A 16,951-nucleotide genomic window follows, 5' to 3' on the forward strand; every position below is an offset into this window, starting at 1 on the left:
GAATGCAGACCTTCAAACTTCTCGCGCGCCGCACCCTGCCCACCTCACAGGCGGTTCTTCCGGTGCTTGCGTTTGCCGCATCTGCGGCGCTCTTTCTGCTGATTGCCGGAGGTATTCACGCCTTCTACACCTGGCTGGGCGGGGATGCCAGCACGGCCACCTCGGTCGAGGCGGGATCCGGAACCAAAAACACGGCGCACACGATGCAGCCGCTATACCTGATGCTCGCCTGGATCAGCGGGTTCCTGCTGCTCACCCCGCTCTTCACGCTCGGCGCATCCGCGGCACGGCTTAGCGCACGCCGCCGCGACGACCGCCTGGCAACCCTGCGGCTGCTGGGCGCCTCCACCCGGCGACTTACCCTCTACACCATGCTCGATTCCGTGATCTACGCTGCGGTTGGGTTCGTGCTCGGGTTTATTGTGTACCTGATTCTGGTGCTGCCCTTCGGGATGCTGCGCTTCCAGAACATCCCGCTGGGTCCCGAAAATATGTTGCTGCCGTTGCCTATCGTGCTGGTCTGCGGGATTGTGTGCCTGATCATCGCCGCAACTAGTTCGCTCTTTGGGCTCTCTAAAGTGACCATCAGCCCACTGGGGGTACGCACCCGTTCGGACAAACCGTCCCTAGGTAAACGCGCCCTCATTCTGGGCTGTGCGCTTCTAGTGGTGGGTTTCGTCGGGGCGATTGCCTCCCACATTATGAATCTCGCCGCTGATTCGATGGGCTCGAACGGGTTCGTGCTGGTGCTAGTAACCACCATCATGTTTGGGCTGCCGATCCTGCTCACGATGCTCGCCGTAGACCTGATTGGCGGGTTCGTGGTGGGCCTGTACGCCCGCATTCGGGTTCGCACCGCCCGCACCCCCGCAACCTTGCTGGCATATCGCTCTATTATGGAATCGCCGCGCGCCGCCTGGCGGCAGGTCTCCGGGGTGGCCATGACCACGTTTATTGCCGCTTTCGTGGGACCGATTCTGGGCATGGTCAATTCCGCGCCGGGTGTGGAAGAAGGCTCGGCGGAGTCCTATCTTATTGGGGATATATTGCAGGGTCTAGTGCTGGTGCTGTTCCTCTCCTACCTGCTGGTAGCGCTTTCGGCGCTGCTGAACCAGTCCGCCGCTATCTATGAGCGCGGTTCATTGTATTCTTCTCTGCGGATGATGGGTACTGAAGCTACGGTTTTGAAGCGTTCGAGGCGCATCGTAGTGTTTGGCCCACTGCTGCTGGTGAGCTGTATGTCTGCGGTGGTGGCACTGCCGCTATTCGTGCTGCTGCTTGGTTCGGCGCTCACCGAGACGGGGCTGCTGTACACCGCGGCGCTGGTATTCGGTTCGATTGCGGTGGGGCTGGGATTGGTGTTTGCGGCGCTGGCGGCAACCGGGCCCGTCATGGAGCAGGTCAGCCGCAAACCGGTCTCGGCGGTGTAGGATTTTCTTTTCCCTTGTCCGCGAGCAGGCGGTTTTTGGTCCGAGCAGGTAGGAAAATCCTACCTTTTCGGCAAAATCCTACCTGCTCGCGGCATACACTAAGCGTTAAGACTAAAACTCGAACGGGTTGAGAATATCGAGGTCCATGCCCTGAAAATCTGCAACGTTACGAGTCACCAGCATCAGATGATGTTCTCGGGCGGTGGCGCCGATCAGCGCATCGTATTCTGATTTCTTATGCGGCACGTAGAGTTCAGCGCAGGTGAGAGCAACCTCTAAAGAAACCGGCAGAATGCGCCCCGCAAACTCCGGCGCAAACTCATGAGAAAACCATTGCTGCAGAACCTGAGCCTGAGCCGCATCTTTACGGGCATGCCGCAGAATTCCTGTGCGAATCTCCATCATGCTAATCACGCTGATATACACGTCGTTCACGTCTACGTGTTCCACCCAACGGCGCACCGAAGGATGAATTCTGCCCGAGTGGTATTTACGCAGTTCAGAGATCACGTTTGTATCGGCAAGGTACACGGATTAGTTCTCCTCGCTGCCGAAAAAGTCACCATCGCCAGCGAAGTCTACCTCACGGTGAGGATTTGGGATGCTCGGTTCGCGGTCAATATCAAAATCAATCTCGCCCGCCTCTGCCGACATGGTGGAAAGCGCATCCGCCAAGGAACGCCGAGGTTGCGGTTGGGCCAGTCGTTGATAGTCTTCAATACTCAAAATAACGTTGGTCGGTGTGCCGCGTTTGGTAATAAAGACGGGTTCTTCTGCGGCAAGGCGCAGGGCGGCGCTGGCATTCTGATTAAATTCGCGTGCTGATACTGTAGTCGTCATAGTTTTCTCTCCCCCAAAGTCCAATTGTAGTAATGTTACTATATTTCAGAATACCGCGAGCAGGTAGGATTTTGCCGAAAAGGTAGGATTTTCCTACCTGCTCGCACCAAAAACCACCTGCTCGCGGAATAGGAGTAATAGGAGGGCGGGTGTGAGAAGATGGAGACATGTTTGAACACACCGTGCCCGCATCCTGGTTCCCCCGCTGCGCAATCTTCGACTGCGACGGGGTTCTTCTCGATTCCGAGACCGCCTGGAACCGCGTGCAGCGCGAACTCTTCAACCGTTGGAATATCCCCTTCAGCGACGACCTCGAAGAGCAGTTAACCGGGCTTTCCGCGCATCAGGTTGCCGAAACGCTCGCGCATCTCTCATACACTGGCGACCCTAACAACACCCAGGAATACGCCCAGCATCAGCACAATACGCTCACTGAACTTGCACGCATCGAAGCAGATATTATCAACGCCGGTGTGGATCTCGTGCCCGGCGCCCAAGAATTCCTCAGCTACCTGGGCGAGCATATGCCCGTGGCCGTCGCGTCCAACTCCACGGCAGGCATTCTCGACATCAAAATGCACACCTACGGGTACGCCCCGCTCGTGCGCACCTGGGTCAGCTGCGACGACGTTCCCCACGGCAAACCCGCACCCGATATCTACCGGGAGGCGGCACGTCGCCTAGGGTTCGCCGGGCCGGATGCGCTCAGCATCGAAGACTCACCGGCGGGCGCGCAGGCGGCACGAGACGCCGGAACTAAGGTTCTTATTTATGCACCCCACGGTGACTTTGCGACTGCACCGCGCGGGTTTGGGCACTTCGACACGTTTACCGACCCGCAGCTTTGGCGTACGGCGCGCGACTGGGTGGCACGGCTGGAGGATTCGGCGGTGAAAGCATCCACAACCCTGATGGCGGAGAGCTAAAATGACACCTCAGAACCCGGGTAAAGATGCCCGCAACGAGCAGAATTTTGGCGACCAACCCGAGAAGAACTCAGAGCGAAACCAGACTGAACAGGCTCGCCCGAACCAGCATGAACAAAACCCGCGCGGGCATTATCAGAGCGGGCAGGGGCGCTACGGTTTGCGCTTTGAAAACATGAGCGCCGAAGAACTCGAATACTACCGCCCGTTCTGGGAAGAAAAACCCGACCCGGATGCGGTTCCTCCCGAACTCATCGACCACCTGAAGGTGCGGGCGCGCCGCCGCCTGGTGAACGCCCTCAGCCTGATTGCCGTGGCGGTCGGGGTAACCCTCACACTCTCGGGCATGCTCTCAAGCGCCCTGTACCTTTCACTCCCCGGGGCTCTAACCTTCGGGACAGGCATCTTCGGCTGGGTCGCGGTGCGCCGTCGCCTCTTCGCCTGGCTGCGCCTGCCCGGGGAGAGCGCGCTCAAACGCGGCGAACGAAGCCGCTGGTGGATACTGCCGCACGTGCTGGCGGCGGCGGGAACCGCATCTATTCTGGGGTGTTTCTCGGTGGTGCCGATTATTTACGCGCATGTGGACGATACGCTTAGGCGCAATCACATCGTCATGTGGGGCGAGATCGGCACGACCCTGCTGATTTTCGCGGCGCTCATCTACGGCATGATGGCGCTCGGTGAATACACGCAGCAGGACGACGACGAACGGGTGCTGCGCCCCACCGATTACGCCCAGCAGAAGGGCACATCCGGCGATGCACCGCAGATTCCGCGATACCGCCCGGGGATGCTCAACCCGCGCCATAAAGATGATTCCTCGTCATAGCGGATGCGGTTACGGATGTCTTGATGGGCACGGGCGGGTGGTTCCCCGCCTCAGCCGGTGAGTGATTGAATGCCCGCACCACCACCTCAACCGATGAGTGGTTGGGTGCCCGCATAACCACCATGCTCCAGCTCAAACATTGCGCGTTCGCTGGCGCTCACGACGCAAAACTCGCAACTCGCACGGAATGATGCGGGCTGCGCCAACAACATTCCACGGGTCGACAGTTCCCCGTTACCTCTGTGGCATGTTCGAGAAAAACCCACTCACCCGGCACACGCAAGAAACACAAAAAGGAACCAGGCTCGGGCTGCACTATACATTCACAAGCCCAAACATAACTCAAGGGGTTTCCCACGAAGAGCGATTGCTTCACGGGAAACCCCTTGAGTGTGCCTGATCCGGCGAATCCTAGCGGCGCAGAGCCTTCTTCGCCAGCATATTACCAATGAGCTGCACGAGCTGCACCAGCACAATAATGACCGCAACCACGGCCCAGGTGATCTGGTCCTGGAACCTCTGGTAACCGTCCACAATAGCGACCTTACCCAGGCCGCCGCCACCCACGTACCCGGCCATGGCCGACATATCGACCACGCCGATCACGATGAAGGTGTAGCCCAGGATTAGTGGTCCGAGCGATTCGGGGATCATCACGGTGAAGAGAATCCGCAGCTTGGAGGCACCCATCGCGCGGGCAGCCTCAATCACGCCCGGATCAATCGAGACCATGTTCTGCTCCACAATGCGCGCGATAGCGAAGGATGCGCCGAAGGTCATCGCGAAGATCGCCGCGTTTATGCCTAAACGGGTCTGTACTACCGCACTGGTGAGCGGGCCTAAAGCCGCGATCAGAATAATGAACGGGATAGGCCGCACGATATTCACCAGCACGTTCAGCACCGTGTAAGCAAACCGGTTCTGGAAGATATTTCCGGTGCGCGTGGTGTACAGCAAGGCGCCCATAATCAGACCGAGAAGACCGGCGATCACCATCGTGACAGAGACCATGTACAGGGTATCGAAGATGGCGGGAACCAGCTTATCGGGAATGAAGGTATCCCAATTCACCGACCGGGTTGATGCCGCTAACGGCAGAGTAGTCACAAGTGCAGACATTAGCGCACCTCCTGTACGCGGGTTACGGTCTTCAGCTCGGCAACCGCGGCATCAATACTCGTCACATCGCCAAGAAGTTCAAGGGTGAGGGTTCCGTAGGCTTTCCCCTGCAAGGTCTCAATGCCGCCGTGCACAATATTGAAGCGCACGTTCCGCGAGCCCAGGTACGCCAGGATTTTGCCGAGTTCCTGGTTGCCTTCCACGATCTCGACGTTCACCAGGTAGCCCTTGTGGTTCTTGCGCAGCGCGGCAGCCGCATCGCCGGTGGGGCTCTGCTTGACGGTGGTCGCCACGAATCGTTGCGCAACCTCGGTCTGCGGATTCGAGAAAACCTCGTAAACGCTTCCGGTTTCGACCACGCGGCCTTCTTCCATGACCGCCACACGATCGGCGATCGAGGAAACAACATCCATTTCGTGGGTAATCACGATAACCGTAATCCCAAGCTCACGATTGACCTCTTTGAGCAGCTCAAGTACCTCATGCGTGGTTTCCGGGTCAAGGGCGCTGGTTGCTTCATCCGCCAACAGCAGGGAGGGCTTCGTGGCAAGCGCACGGGCGATACCCACGCGCTGTTTCTGCCCGCCGGAAAGCTGGCTCGGGTAGTATTTCGCGCGGTCTGCCAAGCCCACGAATTCGAGCATCTCCTGCACGCGTTTGGTGCGTTCTCCTTTGCTCCATCCGGCAACCTTGAGCGGGAACTCCACGTTTTGGGCTACGGTGCGCGAGTTCATGAGGTTGAACTGCTGGAAGATCATGCCGATATTGGTACGGACTTTTTGCAGCTCAAGGTCACGTTTACCGGAAATCTCGAAGCCGTCTACGGTTAGGGTGCCGCTGGTGGTGCTCTCCAGCCCGTTGATCAGGCGCACCAGGGTGGATTTGCCTGCGCCCGAGTAGCCGATAATCGCGAAGATCTCGCCCTTCTTGACGGTGAGGGAAACGTTTTTGACGGCGGCAACTTCTTTTTTGCCCTTGCCGAAAATTTTGGAGACGTTATCGATCGTGACCATGGGCTCGGCGCCGGTGTCCGCTGCGCCGGGGCTGATGAGGGTGTTAGTGCCCTTCGGTGTGGTGGCGCCGGGCTCTGGGTTCTTCGCCCACGGGGCTGCCTGTTCGCTCACTGTACGCTCTCTTTGCTCTCGTGTGTTTTAGGGCTGGGGCAAAATACGCCGGATGCGCTCGTACTCGGCGGCGCGCATCCGCATGTATTCACCCCAGGGACGGCAAAGGCGGTAAGCCGGTTTTCGCCTAGTTTTTCAGGGAAATTCCGGGTTACCGCATTTACCGTGTGCACTCATGCACGTGTCTGTTTTACTTGCGAAGCGCCGATTCTTCTTTCTGCAGCGCCTGCTTCAGTTCGTCCTGGGAGAGGTTCACCTCAACCGCAGTGTTCTTGGAGTCTTCCTTCACGGCATCCTGCACAGGCTGGGTGTGGAAGATTTCAACGACCTTCTTGTAGGTTTCGTCGTCTACCTTATCCTTCTGCGCCACGAACAGGTTCACGTAGCGGCGGGCGTCGGGGTTGTTGGGGTCGTCCTGCGCGAGGGCGTCCGAGGGGTTCAGACCCGCATCCGCCAAGAAGGTGTTATTGATGACGGAGGCGTCCACGGAGTCCAGGGATACCACGGTCTGCGATGCGTCCACGGGGGTCACCTTGACCTTGGACTTCTCGGTGTCAATATCGTCGTGGGTGGGGCTGTGCACGTCAGACTTGAGGGTTACCAGGTTCTGGGCCTTCAGCAGCAGAATGGCGCGCGCCTCGTTCACGGGGTCGTTCGGGACGGCAATGGTACCGTCCTGGGGAATTTCGTCTACCTTCTTGTGCTTCTGTGAGAAGAGAGCCATGGGGTAAATATTGGTTGAACCGACGATCTGCAGATCTTTACCCGAGTTCACGTTGTAGCTCGCCAGGTATGCGATGTGCTGGAAGCGGTTCAGGTCGGTATCACCCGATTCCACGGAGGGGTTGGGCTGGTTGTAGTCGGTAAATTCCTGGTATTCGATGTCGATACCCTGCTTGGCGGCTTCTTCCTTGAGCACGTCGTTAGCTTTCTCGGTGCCGACCACGCCGATGGTGACCTTCTTGTTGTTACCGTTACCGTTGTTCGAGGAGGAACCGCAGGCGGCGAGGCTGAAGACGAGAGGTACAACTGCCAGTGCAGCAACAAATTTTTTCACGGCTATGAAACTTTCTGTTGTTTGGGTTTACGATGCGCCACCACGTGCACGATTTAACTCCTGTGCGGGTGGTTCCCGGGTTTCCGGGGGTGTTTACCCATTAGAGCATGCCCCCGGCTGTGGGTGGTAGTTATTTGGCCCCACTGTGACACACTCCGTCAAGCTCGTCATATTTCTTAACATTTTGGGTAATATTAGAGTTGCCACGTCTAATCCATGATGCTTATTTCGATTGCGGACGAATTAAGTTACGATAAATACATACGCATTACAAAGGTGTCTAGAATAGACTCATGCAACGAAATATCATCACCTTGACTTGCCAAGATATGAATTTCTTCAGATAACCTAGCCACTTGCTGGTGAATCTCGTTATTTGAATCATACTGAGGGACCATTATATTTTTTAGGACATCAACTCCTCGATTTAATCCCACTCCATATGTATCTATTAGAGTCCGCACACTTGGAGAATTCAAAACACCTGATAGATAGTATGCTTCTAGCATAGACTCGGTACTTACCATTAGAACCTTAGAGTCAATTACTACAGGTTTATCTTGACCACCAAATATTGATAAATCACTCATAGGCAAAGTGCTATAGGGGCCAATAGCAACAGCAGATGAGCTAGAAGCCTGTTCTTTCCAAACAACTTTATAATCTGAAAAAGTATACTTTCCTACATTGTCTAAACGGTACCAAGGATGAATCTTAGGATCATAGAACTTTCCATTTTGCTTTCGGCTTGCATTAAGCCCTTCCCGATAATATTCTAACCATTTATAGGTGAGAAAAGCAGTCTTAGCCATACCTACCTCATCCATCCCGTAAGGAGTTTCAGGAGTATGCGGGACTAACATAAATTCATTAGATACTACCTTCCAACGATGAATATTCCTCCCACCTAACATAGGATACACATAAGTATCCTCGATAATTCCAGGATGCTCACCACGATCTTTGATATCTTTGCGACGCTGCCTGGACATATCATTTACAACGCTGATTAAATTATCACCCAAAGGTTCTGGCCTTTTAAGAATATACACCCCCTTTGCACCAGCTGGTTCTATTCCTTTACGGCCACGATAATATGGCTTCTTACCATGCAATAATATATTGTCAACCATGTTAATCTTCTCGGCAGACAACGTCGCCCAAGAGGATTGAATATCCGATGAATCAATAGGCTTCACTGACTTTCGGGTTTTGTAAATCTTTCCTGAGACCTCATCCCAAGTGTCATGAGCGTCAAATATTTCCTTATTAGCTTTATAATTCCATTCATACCACATATTCATGGGATAAGTATTTTGGGTACCTTTTTCTAATAGTATACCTATTGTGCGAACCGTATGTTTGGGTTTAAAAATCTGCAAAGTATTATAGTCATCAACTAAACATACTTTAATCGGGATATCTTGATCATTACGTGTAATCCTAAACTTCCTAAAGCCATGCCCGCCTTTTGTAGATTTAACAAAGGTCCATGGCAACAAGAAATATAATTTACCACCAAAATTTAAATACTGATCCAGAGCAACATAAGTAACCGCCATTCCAAAATCATCGTGTGTAGTTTTTTTATCATATGCGTTTTTTTCAAAAATTCCATAACTTTTCCAAACCTCTAAAGTTCCGTGTCGATATGTCCTGCTCATTGACTTCCAAGATATCCAGGGCGGGTTACCAACAACGTAGTCAAATTTATTTTTAAGCAATACAGGAGCAAAACTATTCTTAAGAATCTTTCCCCAAAATGAATCTCGAGCGCTCCTATGGAGTAGCGTAAGATCTTCATACATTGTCTTCACAGCCTCTTTTTGGGTTTCAGTCAAATTAAATTTATCTAAAACCATAATAGAAAATATCGCATATCCTCGACTATTAGCTATAGACTCAGTAACCCCGTCCAAAAACTCACTAGCCTCACTGAATGTATCAAATTTCGGAATTTCAAAATCCCCTACAGAAGTGCTAGCAACAACCAACTCACTTTTCTGTTCGCTATATACAACAGGGGATAGAACGGAATCTGCTATATAAATTGGAATAGTAATATTCAAGTCTTTCGTCAATATTTCCTCATCAATAGAAGAAAAAAGCGTCAAAATATAGTTAGCTTTTGCAGATATCGCAGATATTGGGTTGAGGTCGAACCCTACTATATTATTAACTATATTTTTAATATCTTCTGTCCCAATATTATATTCCTTCTTCGAAACAACCCGTTTTAGTGCCTGAATAAGAAAAGCTCCTGACCCACAAGTTGGATCAATAAGCCTAGCTTCTATATCACCCGTATATCCCACACGATCGAGAGCATGTTCAACAATCCAATCCGGCGAGAAATACTCCCCAAGCAAGTGCCTCACTTTATCAGGTATTAGCGACATATATATTTCTTGTAGAATATCCTGAACCGTTTCTGGTTTTAACTTAAAGGTTGCCAAATCCAACTTATTTATATTCTCTTGAACATCATTAATTACATCTTGCATCATGATTTGATGTTCTTTACTAAAGTTATCCCCACCTATATATGTAAACCACTCATAATAATGAATTTCAAAAAAGTTATTTATTTTTTTAGAATTATAAGTTTCATTACCTTCAAATATTTCAATTATATCGCTCCATTTTAAATTAAATCCAATATCTATAGTTGGATCTGAAACTATTTTTATAAAACTATTGATAAGCAACTTAAGAACTAGATTAAAATAAGTTTGTGTCGAGAATAGAAATAATTTATAGTCTACAGTATTATCGATATTATATAACTCTCGAATTGCATCAGATGTGGCATTAAATTCCGTCTCCTGAGATACATCACCAAACATAACTCCGAAACTTCTATCCCACTCATTGAACAAAGTCATAATTCGAGTTGGAGATTTATCATAATTATATTTATTATAATTATCTAAAATTATACTATATATATTCTTTATAGCATTAGAAACATAAACTTTTTCTGGACCAAACAAGCTAACAAGGTTATTTTTGCTCATTTTTAATTTATTCATTGCGTTAAAAAGTGAGATTATTTCCTTTATACCTTCACGCAGATTATAAACTTTATGCACAAATTTATAGGGAAGCTTCCTAAGTGAACTTTGAGAAGATTCAAACCTTGTCCTAGTTAAATCAATGTCTTGCAAATCGCCTGATTTCATAAACCTAGAGATGATCCACTGTTTACCATCAAATCCAACTCCAAATGTATCAAGAATTGAATCATCTACATCGTTATTTTCTATAGAATTTATAATATACTGGTACAATCCACTATCATTAATTTTAGATTTTCGTCCATATAATGCTTCATTTATACCCGTATTTTTTGAGAAATAATTATATTTTTTATATTCGATAACAATATTTCCTACAGTTGCATCTGCCCTGCCTCCTTTTTTAAAATTATGCTCAGACAGAAATTTAACGTGAGGTGCATATATCTTACGTATTGGTTCGATTATGCTACTATATGTATGTATTTTTATATCATCTTCATTAGCAAAAGTTTGATTTTTAAATGAATCTAGAATACTGTCAATATTTATATCTTGCACGTAGCACTCCCCTAAAATCTTCCCTGCACAGCAATACTATTGTAACCTCAAATTTCAAAATAGAATAATCTTTATATTATTATGCTATCCGAACGTACGTTGTTAAGCGGCTGGTAAAACACGACGGCAGTCGCCACGAACCCGCCCTCGATAACCCAGCCGCCGGGCAGAACCGGAGCATCCGGCATAGTTAGGATGCGCGCCGTGAAGGTACCGCGCGCATCCTCTCCCCTACGCCCCGCCGCAGATTCGACGTCGCAGGCTACGGAAATATCGCTCACGTCAAAACCGCGAAAACCCAGGGGGTACCAGGTTTTGAGCGCCGCCTCTTTCGCAGAAAAAAGCACCTTCGAGTAGACCCCGAAGGCAAACCGCTTTTCTTCGTCGCGCACAATAAGCTCTTGCACGGCGGCAGAGAGCGGTACCGCGGGCTCAACATCAATCCCGATGCCCGCATAGCGGTGTGCCGAGGCGACCGCCGCCGCACGATACCCGGCGCAGTGGGTCATGCTCCCCACAACCCCGGCAGGCCAGGCGGGCGAACCATCGGCGCGCGGCACGAACACGGGCTCAGTCGGCGGTTCGGTGGGCTCGGGTTCCCGCAGGTACAGCCGTTTGAGCGCCAGTCGGGCGCAGGAGCGTGCCGTAGTCGCCTCGCGCACGCGCTTGGGGACGGCGCTGGCGAAATACTCCCGTTCAGCATCGCGAAGGTGCCCGAAATCGCCGGTGGTTTCTGCCACGTATATATCCGGCGGGAGCAGGCTTCGCATCAGCGATTCACCCGTGTTCTCGGCGGTGCTCATAAGATGCTCAAGCCCCCGCGAATTTTCGGTGCCGCCCGTGTTCTCGGAGCCCTTCATCTCGTCAAATGCTGCTTTCACGCGGTTCACCATACCATTACCGCCGCATCCGCTGAGGTATTGTGCCTAGTCAAAGGACGGAATTTCGCCCCGTTGCATAGCGTGCACTGCATTGCGGAAATCTTCGGTAAGCACACCGCGGGCGAAGAACTCGTGCTCGGCGTGCATATGTTCCTCAAGTTCCACAACATAGCGCGCGGCCAGCATAGACTTGGCGGCACGCACCGTATGAGAGGCCGAACCGGCAATCTGCTCCGCGAGCTGTTCGGCGCATGCATTCAGCTCACCCGGCTCTGACACCCGATGTACCAGCGAAAGCTCCTGCGCACGCGCGGCACGCAGAATCGGCTGAGTGTATAACAGCTCGGTGGCGGCGCTGAACCCGGCGTAGCGCGGTAAGAACCAGCTCATCCCGCCGTCCGTGGAGGCCCCAATCATACCGTAGGCAATATTGAGTTTGGTGCGCGGTTCGGCCACGCGCAGATCGCATGCGAGCGCTAAGGACATGCCCGCCCCCGCCGCCTGCCCGTTAATGGCGGCGATAAAGGGGATGGGCGCGGCAACGATCCCTAGAATAATGTCTTCGAGCAGGCGCGCGAGTTCGCGGCTGTACGCTAAGGATTCTTCTTTTTCGCGCGACATGCCTTCGGCGAAGTCGTCGTAGCTGCCGCCTAGGCTGAAGTCCTGCCCGGCTCCGGTGAGCACGGCAGCTTTGAGCGTGTCGTCCTCGTGCAGCCGGTTGAGCACCTCGCGCAGTTCGGTCGCCAGGTGGCGGCTGAGGGTGTTGCGGTTTTCGGGCTGATTCAGGGTCACATATGCGATGCTGCCGCGGCGTTCGAGGAGTACGGCGGGGTTATCTGCGGTGTTGTTAGTCATGAAGTACCATCCGAACTGTGGCTGTTGTGGCGGGTTTGCTCTGGCCTTTAACATGCACGGCAACACGAATTTCGGCGAGGGTGGCATCCCCAAAGTCTTCGGCGCTCACGATTGATGCGCTGCCGCATACCTGCGAGTCCACCGGCACGGCGCTGCGGAACCTGGCGGCACTCACCCCGGCGTTCACGAGCATAGAGGTGCCCTCTGCGGGGAGCAGCTGCCCGGCGAAGGTGATGGCGAGGCTCAGCAGATACGCTCCGTGCACGATGGTGCCGCCGAAGGGGGTGTGCGCCGCGCGGTACGGGTCTGTGTGAATCCACTGGGTGTCGCCGGTGAGCTCGCCGAAGCGGTTGATGTTTTGCTGGCTGATGCGCATCCAGGGGGTTTCACCCAGGGGTTCGCCGATGCGCGCGCTCAGGTCGGCGGTGCGTTCCGCGGTCATGATGCGCCTCCGGCGGCTTGATCGGCGGCAGTTTGTACGTCTTCGGGGGTGATAGCGCCGCCTGCGCCGGTTCCGGTGACAGTTTTCAGATCGACCCCGAGGGAGCGGGCGAGCCTGCGCACGGCGGGCGAAACTTTGGCACCCGAACGGGCCTTGCCGCCTTGAGTTTTGGCGGATTTTGGCGGCAGCGCGGTACCGGTGCCGCCTGGTTTGATGGGCATTTTGCCCCTGCCTACCAGGTGTTTGCTCTCTCCTGCGCCGGGTTTGGCGGGGAGCTTGTCGGCTGAATCCTTCGCGGGGGTTTCTGCACCAGCCGTGGGCGCCTGGGCCTGCGGGGTGGGGGTGCGCAGCTCGATGAGGGGCGCATCCACGTCGACAACCTGACCGACCGGTTCGAGCAGACGCACCACGGTGCCTGCGACCGGCGAGGGGATTTCGACCGTGGATTTAGCGGTTTCGACCACTACGAGCACCTGATCCAGTTCAACCTGCTGCCCTTCGCTGATGAGCCACTCGATAATCTCGCCCGAGCGAAGCCCCTCCCCCAAATCCGGCAGGTAAAAGGTGAAGGGATAGCCGGAAGCGTCGGAGCCCTCGGGCGGTAAGGGATCGGGGCTCGGGGCGGATGAAGCGTTCGGTGTATCAGTCATGCGTGTTTCTCCTAGTCATTCTCGGCGTAGAGGGTTGCGATAGCGCCCAGAATCTTCTCTTCATTCGGCAAATACAGGTGTTCCAGCCCGGGTGGCGGATAGGGCACGTCCAGACCGGTCACGCGCTCTACGGGGCGTTCTAAGTAGTCGAAACAGCGTGAGGTAATGCGCGCCACCACCTCGGCGCCGAATCCGCCGGTCTGCGGGGCCTCGTGTACCATGACGGCGCGGCCGGTGCGCATCACGCTTTCGCATACGGTGTGTTCGTCGAACGGGGTGAGGGTGCGCAGGTCGATCACCTCAACGCTGTACCCGTATTCGGCGGCGGTTTCGGCGGCGGCAAGCGCCATTGGTACCGTCGGCCCGTAGCTAATGAGGGTTACGTCCTCGCCGGGGCGGCAAATTCGTGCCTGCCCAATCGGCAGAGGATCCGCCGAGGTATCAAGGTCGCCCTCTTCCCAGTACAGACGCTTAGGTTCGTAGAAAATCACCGGGTCGTCGCTGCGAATCGCCTGGCGCAGCATATGGTAGGCATCCGAAGGGTTCGAGGGGGTGTACACGTGCAGCCCGGGGGTATGCGCAGCGTACCCCTCCGAACTGTCGCTGTGATGCTCCACGGCACCCACCCCGCCGCCGTAGGGCATGCGCACCACTACGGGCATGGAAAGGTCGCCGCGCGTGCGGTTGCGCATTTTCGCCAGGTTGCTCACCATCTGTTCAAAGGCGGGGTACCCGAAAGCGTCAAACTGCATCTCGATCACGGGGCGGAACCCGTACATCGCCATGCCGATCGCGGCCCCCATAATCCCTGCCTCAGAAATGGGGGTGTCGAAGCAGCGTTCCTCGCCAAACCGTTCGGTCAGCCCGTCGGTCACACGGAAAACACCGCCGAGGGTGCCTACGTCCACGCCGAACATCACCACGCGGTCGTTATGCTGCATTTCGTGGCCCAAGGCCAGGTTGAGGGCGCCTACCATTGAGGTTCGCTGCACCGCATCCGAGCGGGATTGGGTCGATTCCGGCGCCTGAGGTGCGGTGTCGGATGCGGTCTTCGCGCCGCGTACCTGAGTATCTGCTGCCTGCTGGCTCATGCGTTTTCTCCATTCTGCGCGGCGTGCTGTTGTGCGTACTCTTCGGCGACGGCGCTCAGGGTTGCCGGCGGGTTCGCATATACGTGGGCGAAAAGGTCCTGCGGGTCGGGCATCTGCAGCTGCATCATGCTGGTGCGGGCCTCGGAGGCGATCTTTTCTGCGGCTAAGATCGCGTTTTCGATATGGGTCTTCGCGTTCGGCAGGCGCTGGTACATCTGATGCTGAATGCGGGTGAGCGGGTCACGCCCGCGCCACTGCTCGACTTCTTCGCGGCTGCGGTACCGATCGGGGTTGTCGGAAGTCGTATGCGGCCCCATGCGGTAGGTCATCGCCTCAATCAGGGTGGGACCGCCACCGGCACGGGCACGCTCCACGGCTTCGTGCAGCCGGGGATACACCTGCTCAAAATCATTGCCGTCAACCCGGTATGCAGGCATGCCGTACCCTTCACCCTTCGCGGCGATACTTGCCGCGCGCATCTGCCGGGATACGGGGGTTGAGATGGCGTACCCGTTATTCTGCACGAGGAAGACCACAGGCGCCTCGAAGACAGCGGCGAGGTTAAGCGCCTCATGAAAGTCGCCTTCGCTTGTGGAACCGTCGCCGCACATCGCGAGGGCTACCGTGGAATCACCGGCGAATTTCGCCGCCATCGCCAGCCCGACCGCGTGGGCGGTGTGCGTGGCGAGCGGGGTTGCCTCCGGGGCGGTATGCGTTTTCGTGGGGGCATACCCGCAGTGTGAAGACCCGTGGAAGGGCGAGAGGACTTCGGCAAGGTCGATACCCCGGCTCATGACGGCGACCGAATCGCGGTAGGTGGGGAAAAGCCAGTCGGCAGGCTCTAAGGCGAGGGCGGCAGCAACCTGGCACGCCTCCTGCCCCAGGGATGAGGGGTACGCCCCCATATATCCCTGTTTGGCAAGGTTGCTTGCCTGCTGATTGAAGTGCCTGCCCGCGATCATGGCGGCGTGGGCGGTGATGAGCAGGTCATCGCTCACGCCGTTCTGCACCTGCTGCGGCGGGGATTGTAGTGTGTTGGGCATGTTAACGCCTATCTGTCGGTCCCCTCATAAAAGGCTCTTTTTATGAGGGGTGTGGGTGGCATAAAAGTGAAATACGGTGACGGATTCTAGCTGCGCGCAACCGGGATGCGCCCTGACCGCCAGCGCTTAGGCGGTGGTTTTGAACCCGATCACGCCCGCTCCCCAGGTGAATCCCGCCCCGAAGGCGGTCAGCGCCAGCAAGTCTCCCGGTTTCACGTGCCCCTCCTGCTGCCCGATGGCTAGAGTAATCGGGATGGAGGCGGCAGAGGTGTTCCCGTACCGGTCGATATATGAGAGCACTTTGGAAGAATCCCAGCGCAGCCGCCGCGCGACCGCCGCCATAATCCTGCCGTTGGCCTGGTGGCAGACCAGCTGGTCGATCCTCTCCGGGTCAATACCGCACGAGTCGAGTACGTAGGTGATTTCCTCGGACATCGCATCCACCGCCGCCATATAGACCTCGGCGCCGTCCATCACCACCTGCTGCGTGGAGTCAGAAATATACAGTGCCTGCGCCTGGCTGCCGTCGGACCCGAACGAACACATATAGGGGTATTCGTCCTCGCTCACCTCGGGGGCCGCCTGTACGATAGCGGCGCCGGCACCGTCGGCGAAGAGTACCGCCGTGCCCGCATCCTCGGGGTTGGTCAGGCGTGACATTGCATCGGCACCGATGACGAGCGCCCGGTCGATACTGCCCTGCTCGATTTTTGAGGCGGCGTAGTCGAGGGCGTACAGGAACCCAGAACATGCGGCGTTCAAATCGACCGCGCCCACCTGCGGGGCGCCTAAACCTGCGGCGACGACGGGCGCGAGCCCCGGCGAAACCTGGTCGGCGGTTGTGGTTGCGGCAAGCACAAAGTCGATTTCTTCGGCGCTTATACCGGCATCCGCAAGCGCCTTCTCGCTCGCTTCAAGCGCCAGCTCGGCGAGAGTCTGCTCCTGGCGCAGGTGGTGGCGCTGGCGCACTCCGGTGCGACTGGCAATCCATTCGTCGTCCACGCCGAGCGCGGCGAATTCGCTGTTTGGAATGGGGTCATTGGGCACGGCGGCGCCAACGCCCGAAATTGTCACACTCATGGTGCC

At 55.0% G+C, this 16,951-nt stretch carries 16 protein-coding genes; 3 read left to right on the top strand and 13 right to left on the bottom strand.

Features of this window, described 5'->3' with window-relative positions; all coding sequences use genetic code 11:
• The first annotated feature begins 2 nt into the window (after positions 1-2).
• Positions 3-1,430, top strand: coding sequence for an FtsX-like permease family protein (locus tag HMPREF0733_RS02795; RefSeq protein ID WP_013397868.1), 1,428 nt, complete (start codon positions 3-5; stop codon positions 1,428-1,430).
• Positions 1,431-1,541: 111 nt separating this feature from the next.
• On the opposite strand, the gene HMPREF0733_RS02800 is transcribed toward HMPREF0733_RS02795, so the two are convergent.
• Entirely contained in the window at positions 1,542-1,961 is a 420-nt protein-coding gene (locus HMPREF0733_RS02800; protein ID WP_013397869.1) for a type II toxin-antitoxin system VapC family toxin, read from the bottom strand.
• A gap of 3 nt (positions 1,962-1,964) precedes the next feature.
• Positions 1,965-2,270 carry a type II toxin-antitoxin system Phd/YefM family antitoxin gene (locus HMPREF0733_RS02805; protein ID WP_013397870.1) on the bottom strand — a complete coding sequence of 102 codons (306 nt, stop codon included), beginning with the start codon at positions 2,268-2,270 and terminating at the stop codon, positions 1,965-1,967.
• Between the two features lie 167 nt (positions 2,271-2,437).
• Between HMPREF0733_RS02805 and HMPREF0733_RS02810 the strand changes: the two genes are divergently transcribed.
• Both HMPREF0733_RS02810 and HMPREF0733_RS02815 read left to right on the top strand, forming a co-directional pair.
• The gene (locus HMPREF0733_RS02810; RefSeq protein WP_013397871.1) at positions 2,438-3,196 is read left to right on the top strand and encodes an HAD family hydrolase; all 759 of its coding nucleotides are present in this window, start codon (positions 2,438-2,440) and stop codon (positions 3,194-3,196) included.
• 1 nt (position 3,197) lies between these two features.
• Positions 3,198-4,025, top strand: a complete 828-nt coding sequence (locus HMPREF0733_RS02815; protein WP_013397872.1) for a DUF1109 domain-containing protein — start codon at positions 3,198-3,200, stop codon at positions 4,023-4,025.
• Between the two features lie 411 nt (positions 4,026-4,436).
• Here HMPREF0733_RS02815 and HMPREF0733_RS02820 read toward each other — a convergent pair whose 3' ends face one another.
• The 11 genes from HMPREF0733_RS02820 to HMPREF0733_RS02870 all read right to left on the bottom strand — a co-directional run bounded on the left by HMPREF0733_RS02820 (position 4,437) and on the right by HMPREF0733_RS02870 (position 16,945).
• The gene (locus HMPREF0733_RS02820) at positions 4,437-5,144 is read right to left on the bottom strand and encodes a methionine ABC transporter permease (protein WP_013397874.1); all 708 of its coding nucleotides are present in this window, start codon (positions 5,142-5,144) and stop codon (positions 4,437-4,439) included.
• Positions 5,144-6,268 (bottom strand): methionine ABC transporter ATP-binding protein, encoded by a 1,125-nt coding sequence (locus HMPREF0733_RS02825; RefSeq protein ID WP_013397875.1) that lies wholly within the window; start codon positions 6,266-6,268, stop codon positions 5,144-5,146. Before HMPREF0733_RS02825 ends, HMPREF0733_RS02820 begins: the two co-directional genes overlap by 1 nt.
• A 190-nt stretch (positions 6,269-6,458) precedes the next feature.
• Positions 6,459-7,325, bottom strand: a complete 867-nt coding sequence (locus HMPREF0733_RS02830) for a MetQ/NlpA family ABC transporter substrate-binding protein (RefSeq protein ID WP_013397877.1) — start codon at positions 7,323-7,325, stop codon at positions 6,459-6,461.
• 248 nt (positions 7,326-7,573) lie between these two features.
• Positions 7,574-10,903 carry an Eco57I restriction-modification methylase domain-containing protein gene (locus HMPREF0733_RS02835; RefSeq protein ID WP_013397878.1) on the bottom strand — a complete coding sequence of 1,110 codons (3,330 nt, stop codon included), beginning with the start codon at positions 10,901-10,903 and terminating at the stop codon, positions 7,574-7,576.
• Between the two features lie 71 nt (positions 10,904-10,974).
• Positions 10,975-11,784 (bottom strand): 4'-phosphopantetheinyl transferase family protein, encoded by an 810-nt coding sequence (locus HMPREF0733_RS10715; protein WP_147285888.1) that lies wholly within the window; start codon positions 11,782-11,784, stop codon positions 10,975-10,977.
• Between the two features lie 45 nt (positions 11,785-11,829).
• Entirely contained in the window at positions 11,830-12,639 is an 810-nt protein-coding gene (locus HMPREF0733_RS02845) for an enoyl-CoA hydratase/isomerase family protein (protein ID WP_013397880.1), read from the bottom strand.
• Entirely contained in the window at positions 12,632-13,081 is a 450-nt protein-coding gene (locus HMPREF0733_RS02850; protein WP_013397881.1) for a MaoC/PaaZ C-terminal domain-containing protein, read from the bottom strand. Before HMPREF0733_RS02850 ends, HMPREF0733_RS02845 begins: the two co-directional genes overlap by 8 nt.
• The gene (locus HMPREF0733_RS02855) at positions 13,078-13,731 is read right to left on the bottom strand and encodes a biotin/lipoyl-containing protein (protein WP_013397882.1); all 654 of its coding nucleotides are present in this window, start codon (positions 13,729-13,731) and stop codon (positions 13,078-13,080) included. Before HMPREF0733_RS02855 ends, HMPREF0733_RS02850 begins: the two co-directional genes overlap by 4 nt.
• Positions 13,732-13,742: 11 nt before the next feature.
• On the bottom strand, positions 13,743-14,822 hold the full coding sequence (locus tag HMPREF0733_RS02860) for an alpha-ketoacid dehydrogenase subunit beta (RefSeq protein ID WP_013397883.1): 1,080 nt from the start codon (positions 14,820-14,822) through the stop codon (positions 13,743-13,745).
• The gene (locus HMPREF0733_RS02865; protein WP_013397884.1) at positions 14,819-15,865 is read right to left on the bottom strand and encodes a thiamine pyrophosphate-dependent enzyme; all 1,047 of its coding nucleotides are present in this window, start codon (positions 15,863-15,865) and stop codon (positions 14,819-14,821) included. The genes HMPREF0733_RS02860 and HMPREF0733_RS02865 overlap by 4 nt, the downstream gene beginning before the upstream one ends.
• Positions 15,866-15,991: 126 nt before the next feature.
• Entirely contained in the window at positions 15,992-16,945 is a 954-nt protein-coding gene (locus HMPREF0733_RS02870; RefSeq protein WP_013397885.1) for a 3-oxoacyl-ACP synthase III family protein, read from the bottom strand.
• Positions 16,946-16,951 lie beyond the last annotated feature (6 nt).

The sequence above is a fragment of the Rothia dentocariosa ATCC 17931 genome, from assembly GCF_000164695.2.
Classification (GTDB): Bacteria; Actinomycetota; Actinomycetes; order Actinomycetales; family Micrococcaceae; genus Rothia; species Rothia dentocariosa.

Bases quoted from the DNA above. Each gene is read 5' to 3' on its own strand.
- HMPREF0733_RS02795 (WP_013397868.1), top strand. From the start codon at position 3: ATGCAGACCTTCAAACTTCTCGCGCGCCGCACCCTGCCCACCTCACAG.
- HMPREF0733_RS02805 (WP_013397870.1), bottom strand. From the start codon at position 2,270: ATGACGACTACAGTATCAGCACGCGAATTTAATCAGAATGCCAGCGCC.
- HMPREF0733_RS02810 (WP_013397871.1), top strand. From the start codon at position 2,438: ATGTTTGAACACACCGTGCCCGCATCCTGGTTCCCCCGCTGCGCAATC.
- HMPREF0733_RS02815 (WP_013397872.1), top strand. From the start codon at position 3,198: ATGACACCTCAGAACCCGGGTAAAGATGCCCGCAACGAGCAGAATTTT.
- HMPREF0733_RS02820 (WP_013397874.1), bottom strand. From the start codon at position 5,144: ATGTCTGCACTTGTGACTACTCTGCCGTTAGCGGCATCAACCCGGTCG.
- HMPREF0733_RS02845 (WP_013397880.1), bottom strand. From the start codon at position 12,639: ATGACTAACAACACCGCAGATAACCCCGCCGTACTCCTCGAACGCCGC.
- HMPREF0733_RS02850 (WP_013397881.1), bottom strand. From the start codon at position 13,081: ATGACCGCGGAACGCACCGCCGACCTGAGCGCGCGCATCGGCGAACCC.
- HMPREF0733_RS02855 (WP_013397882.1), bottom strand. From the start codon at position 13,731: ATGACTGATACACCGAACGCTTCATCCGCCCCGAGCCCCGATCCCTTA.
- HMPREF0733_RS02860 (WP_013397883.1), bottom strand. From the start codon at position 14,822: ATGAGCCAGCAGGCAGCAGATACTCAGGTACGCGGCGCGAAGACCGCA.
- HMPREF0733_RS02865 (WP_013397884.1), bottom strand. From the start codon at position 15,865: ATGCCCAACACACTACAATCCCCGCCGCAGCAGGTGCAGAACGGCGTG.
- HMPREF0733_RS02870 (WP_013397885.1), bottom strand. From the start codon at position 16,945: ATGAGTGTGACAATTTCGGGCGTTGGCGCCGCCGTGCCCAATGACCCC.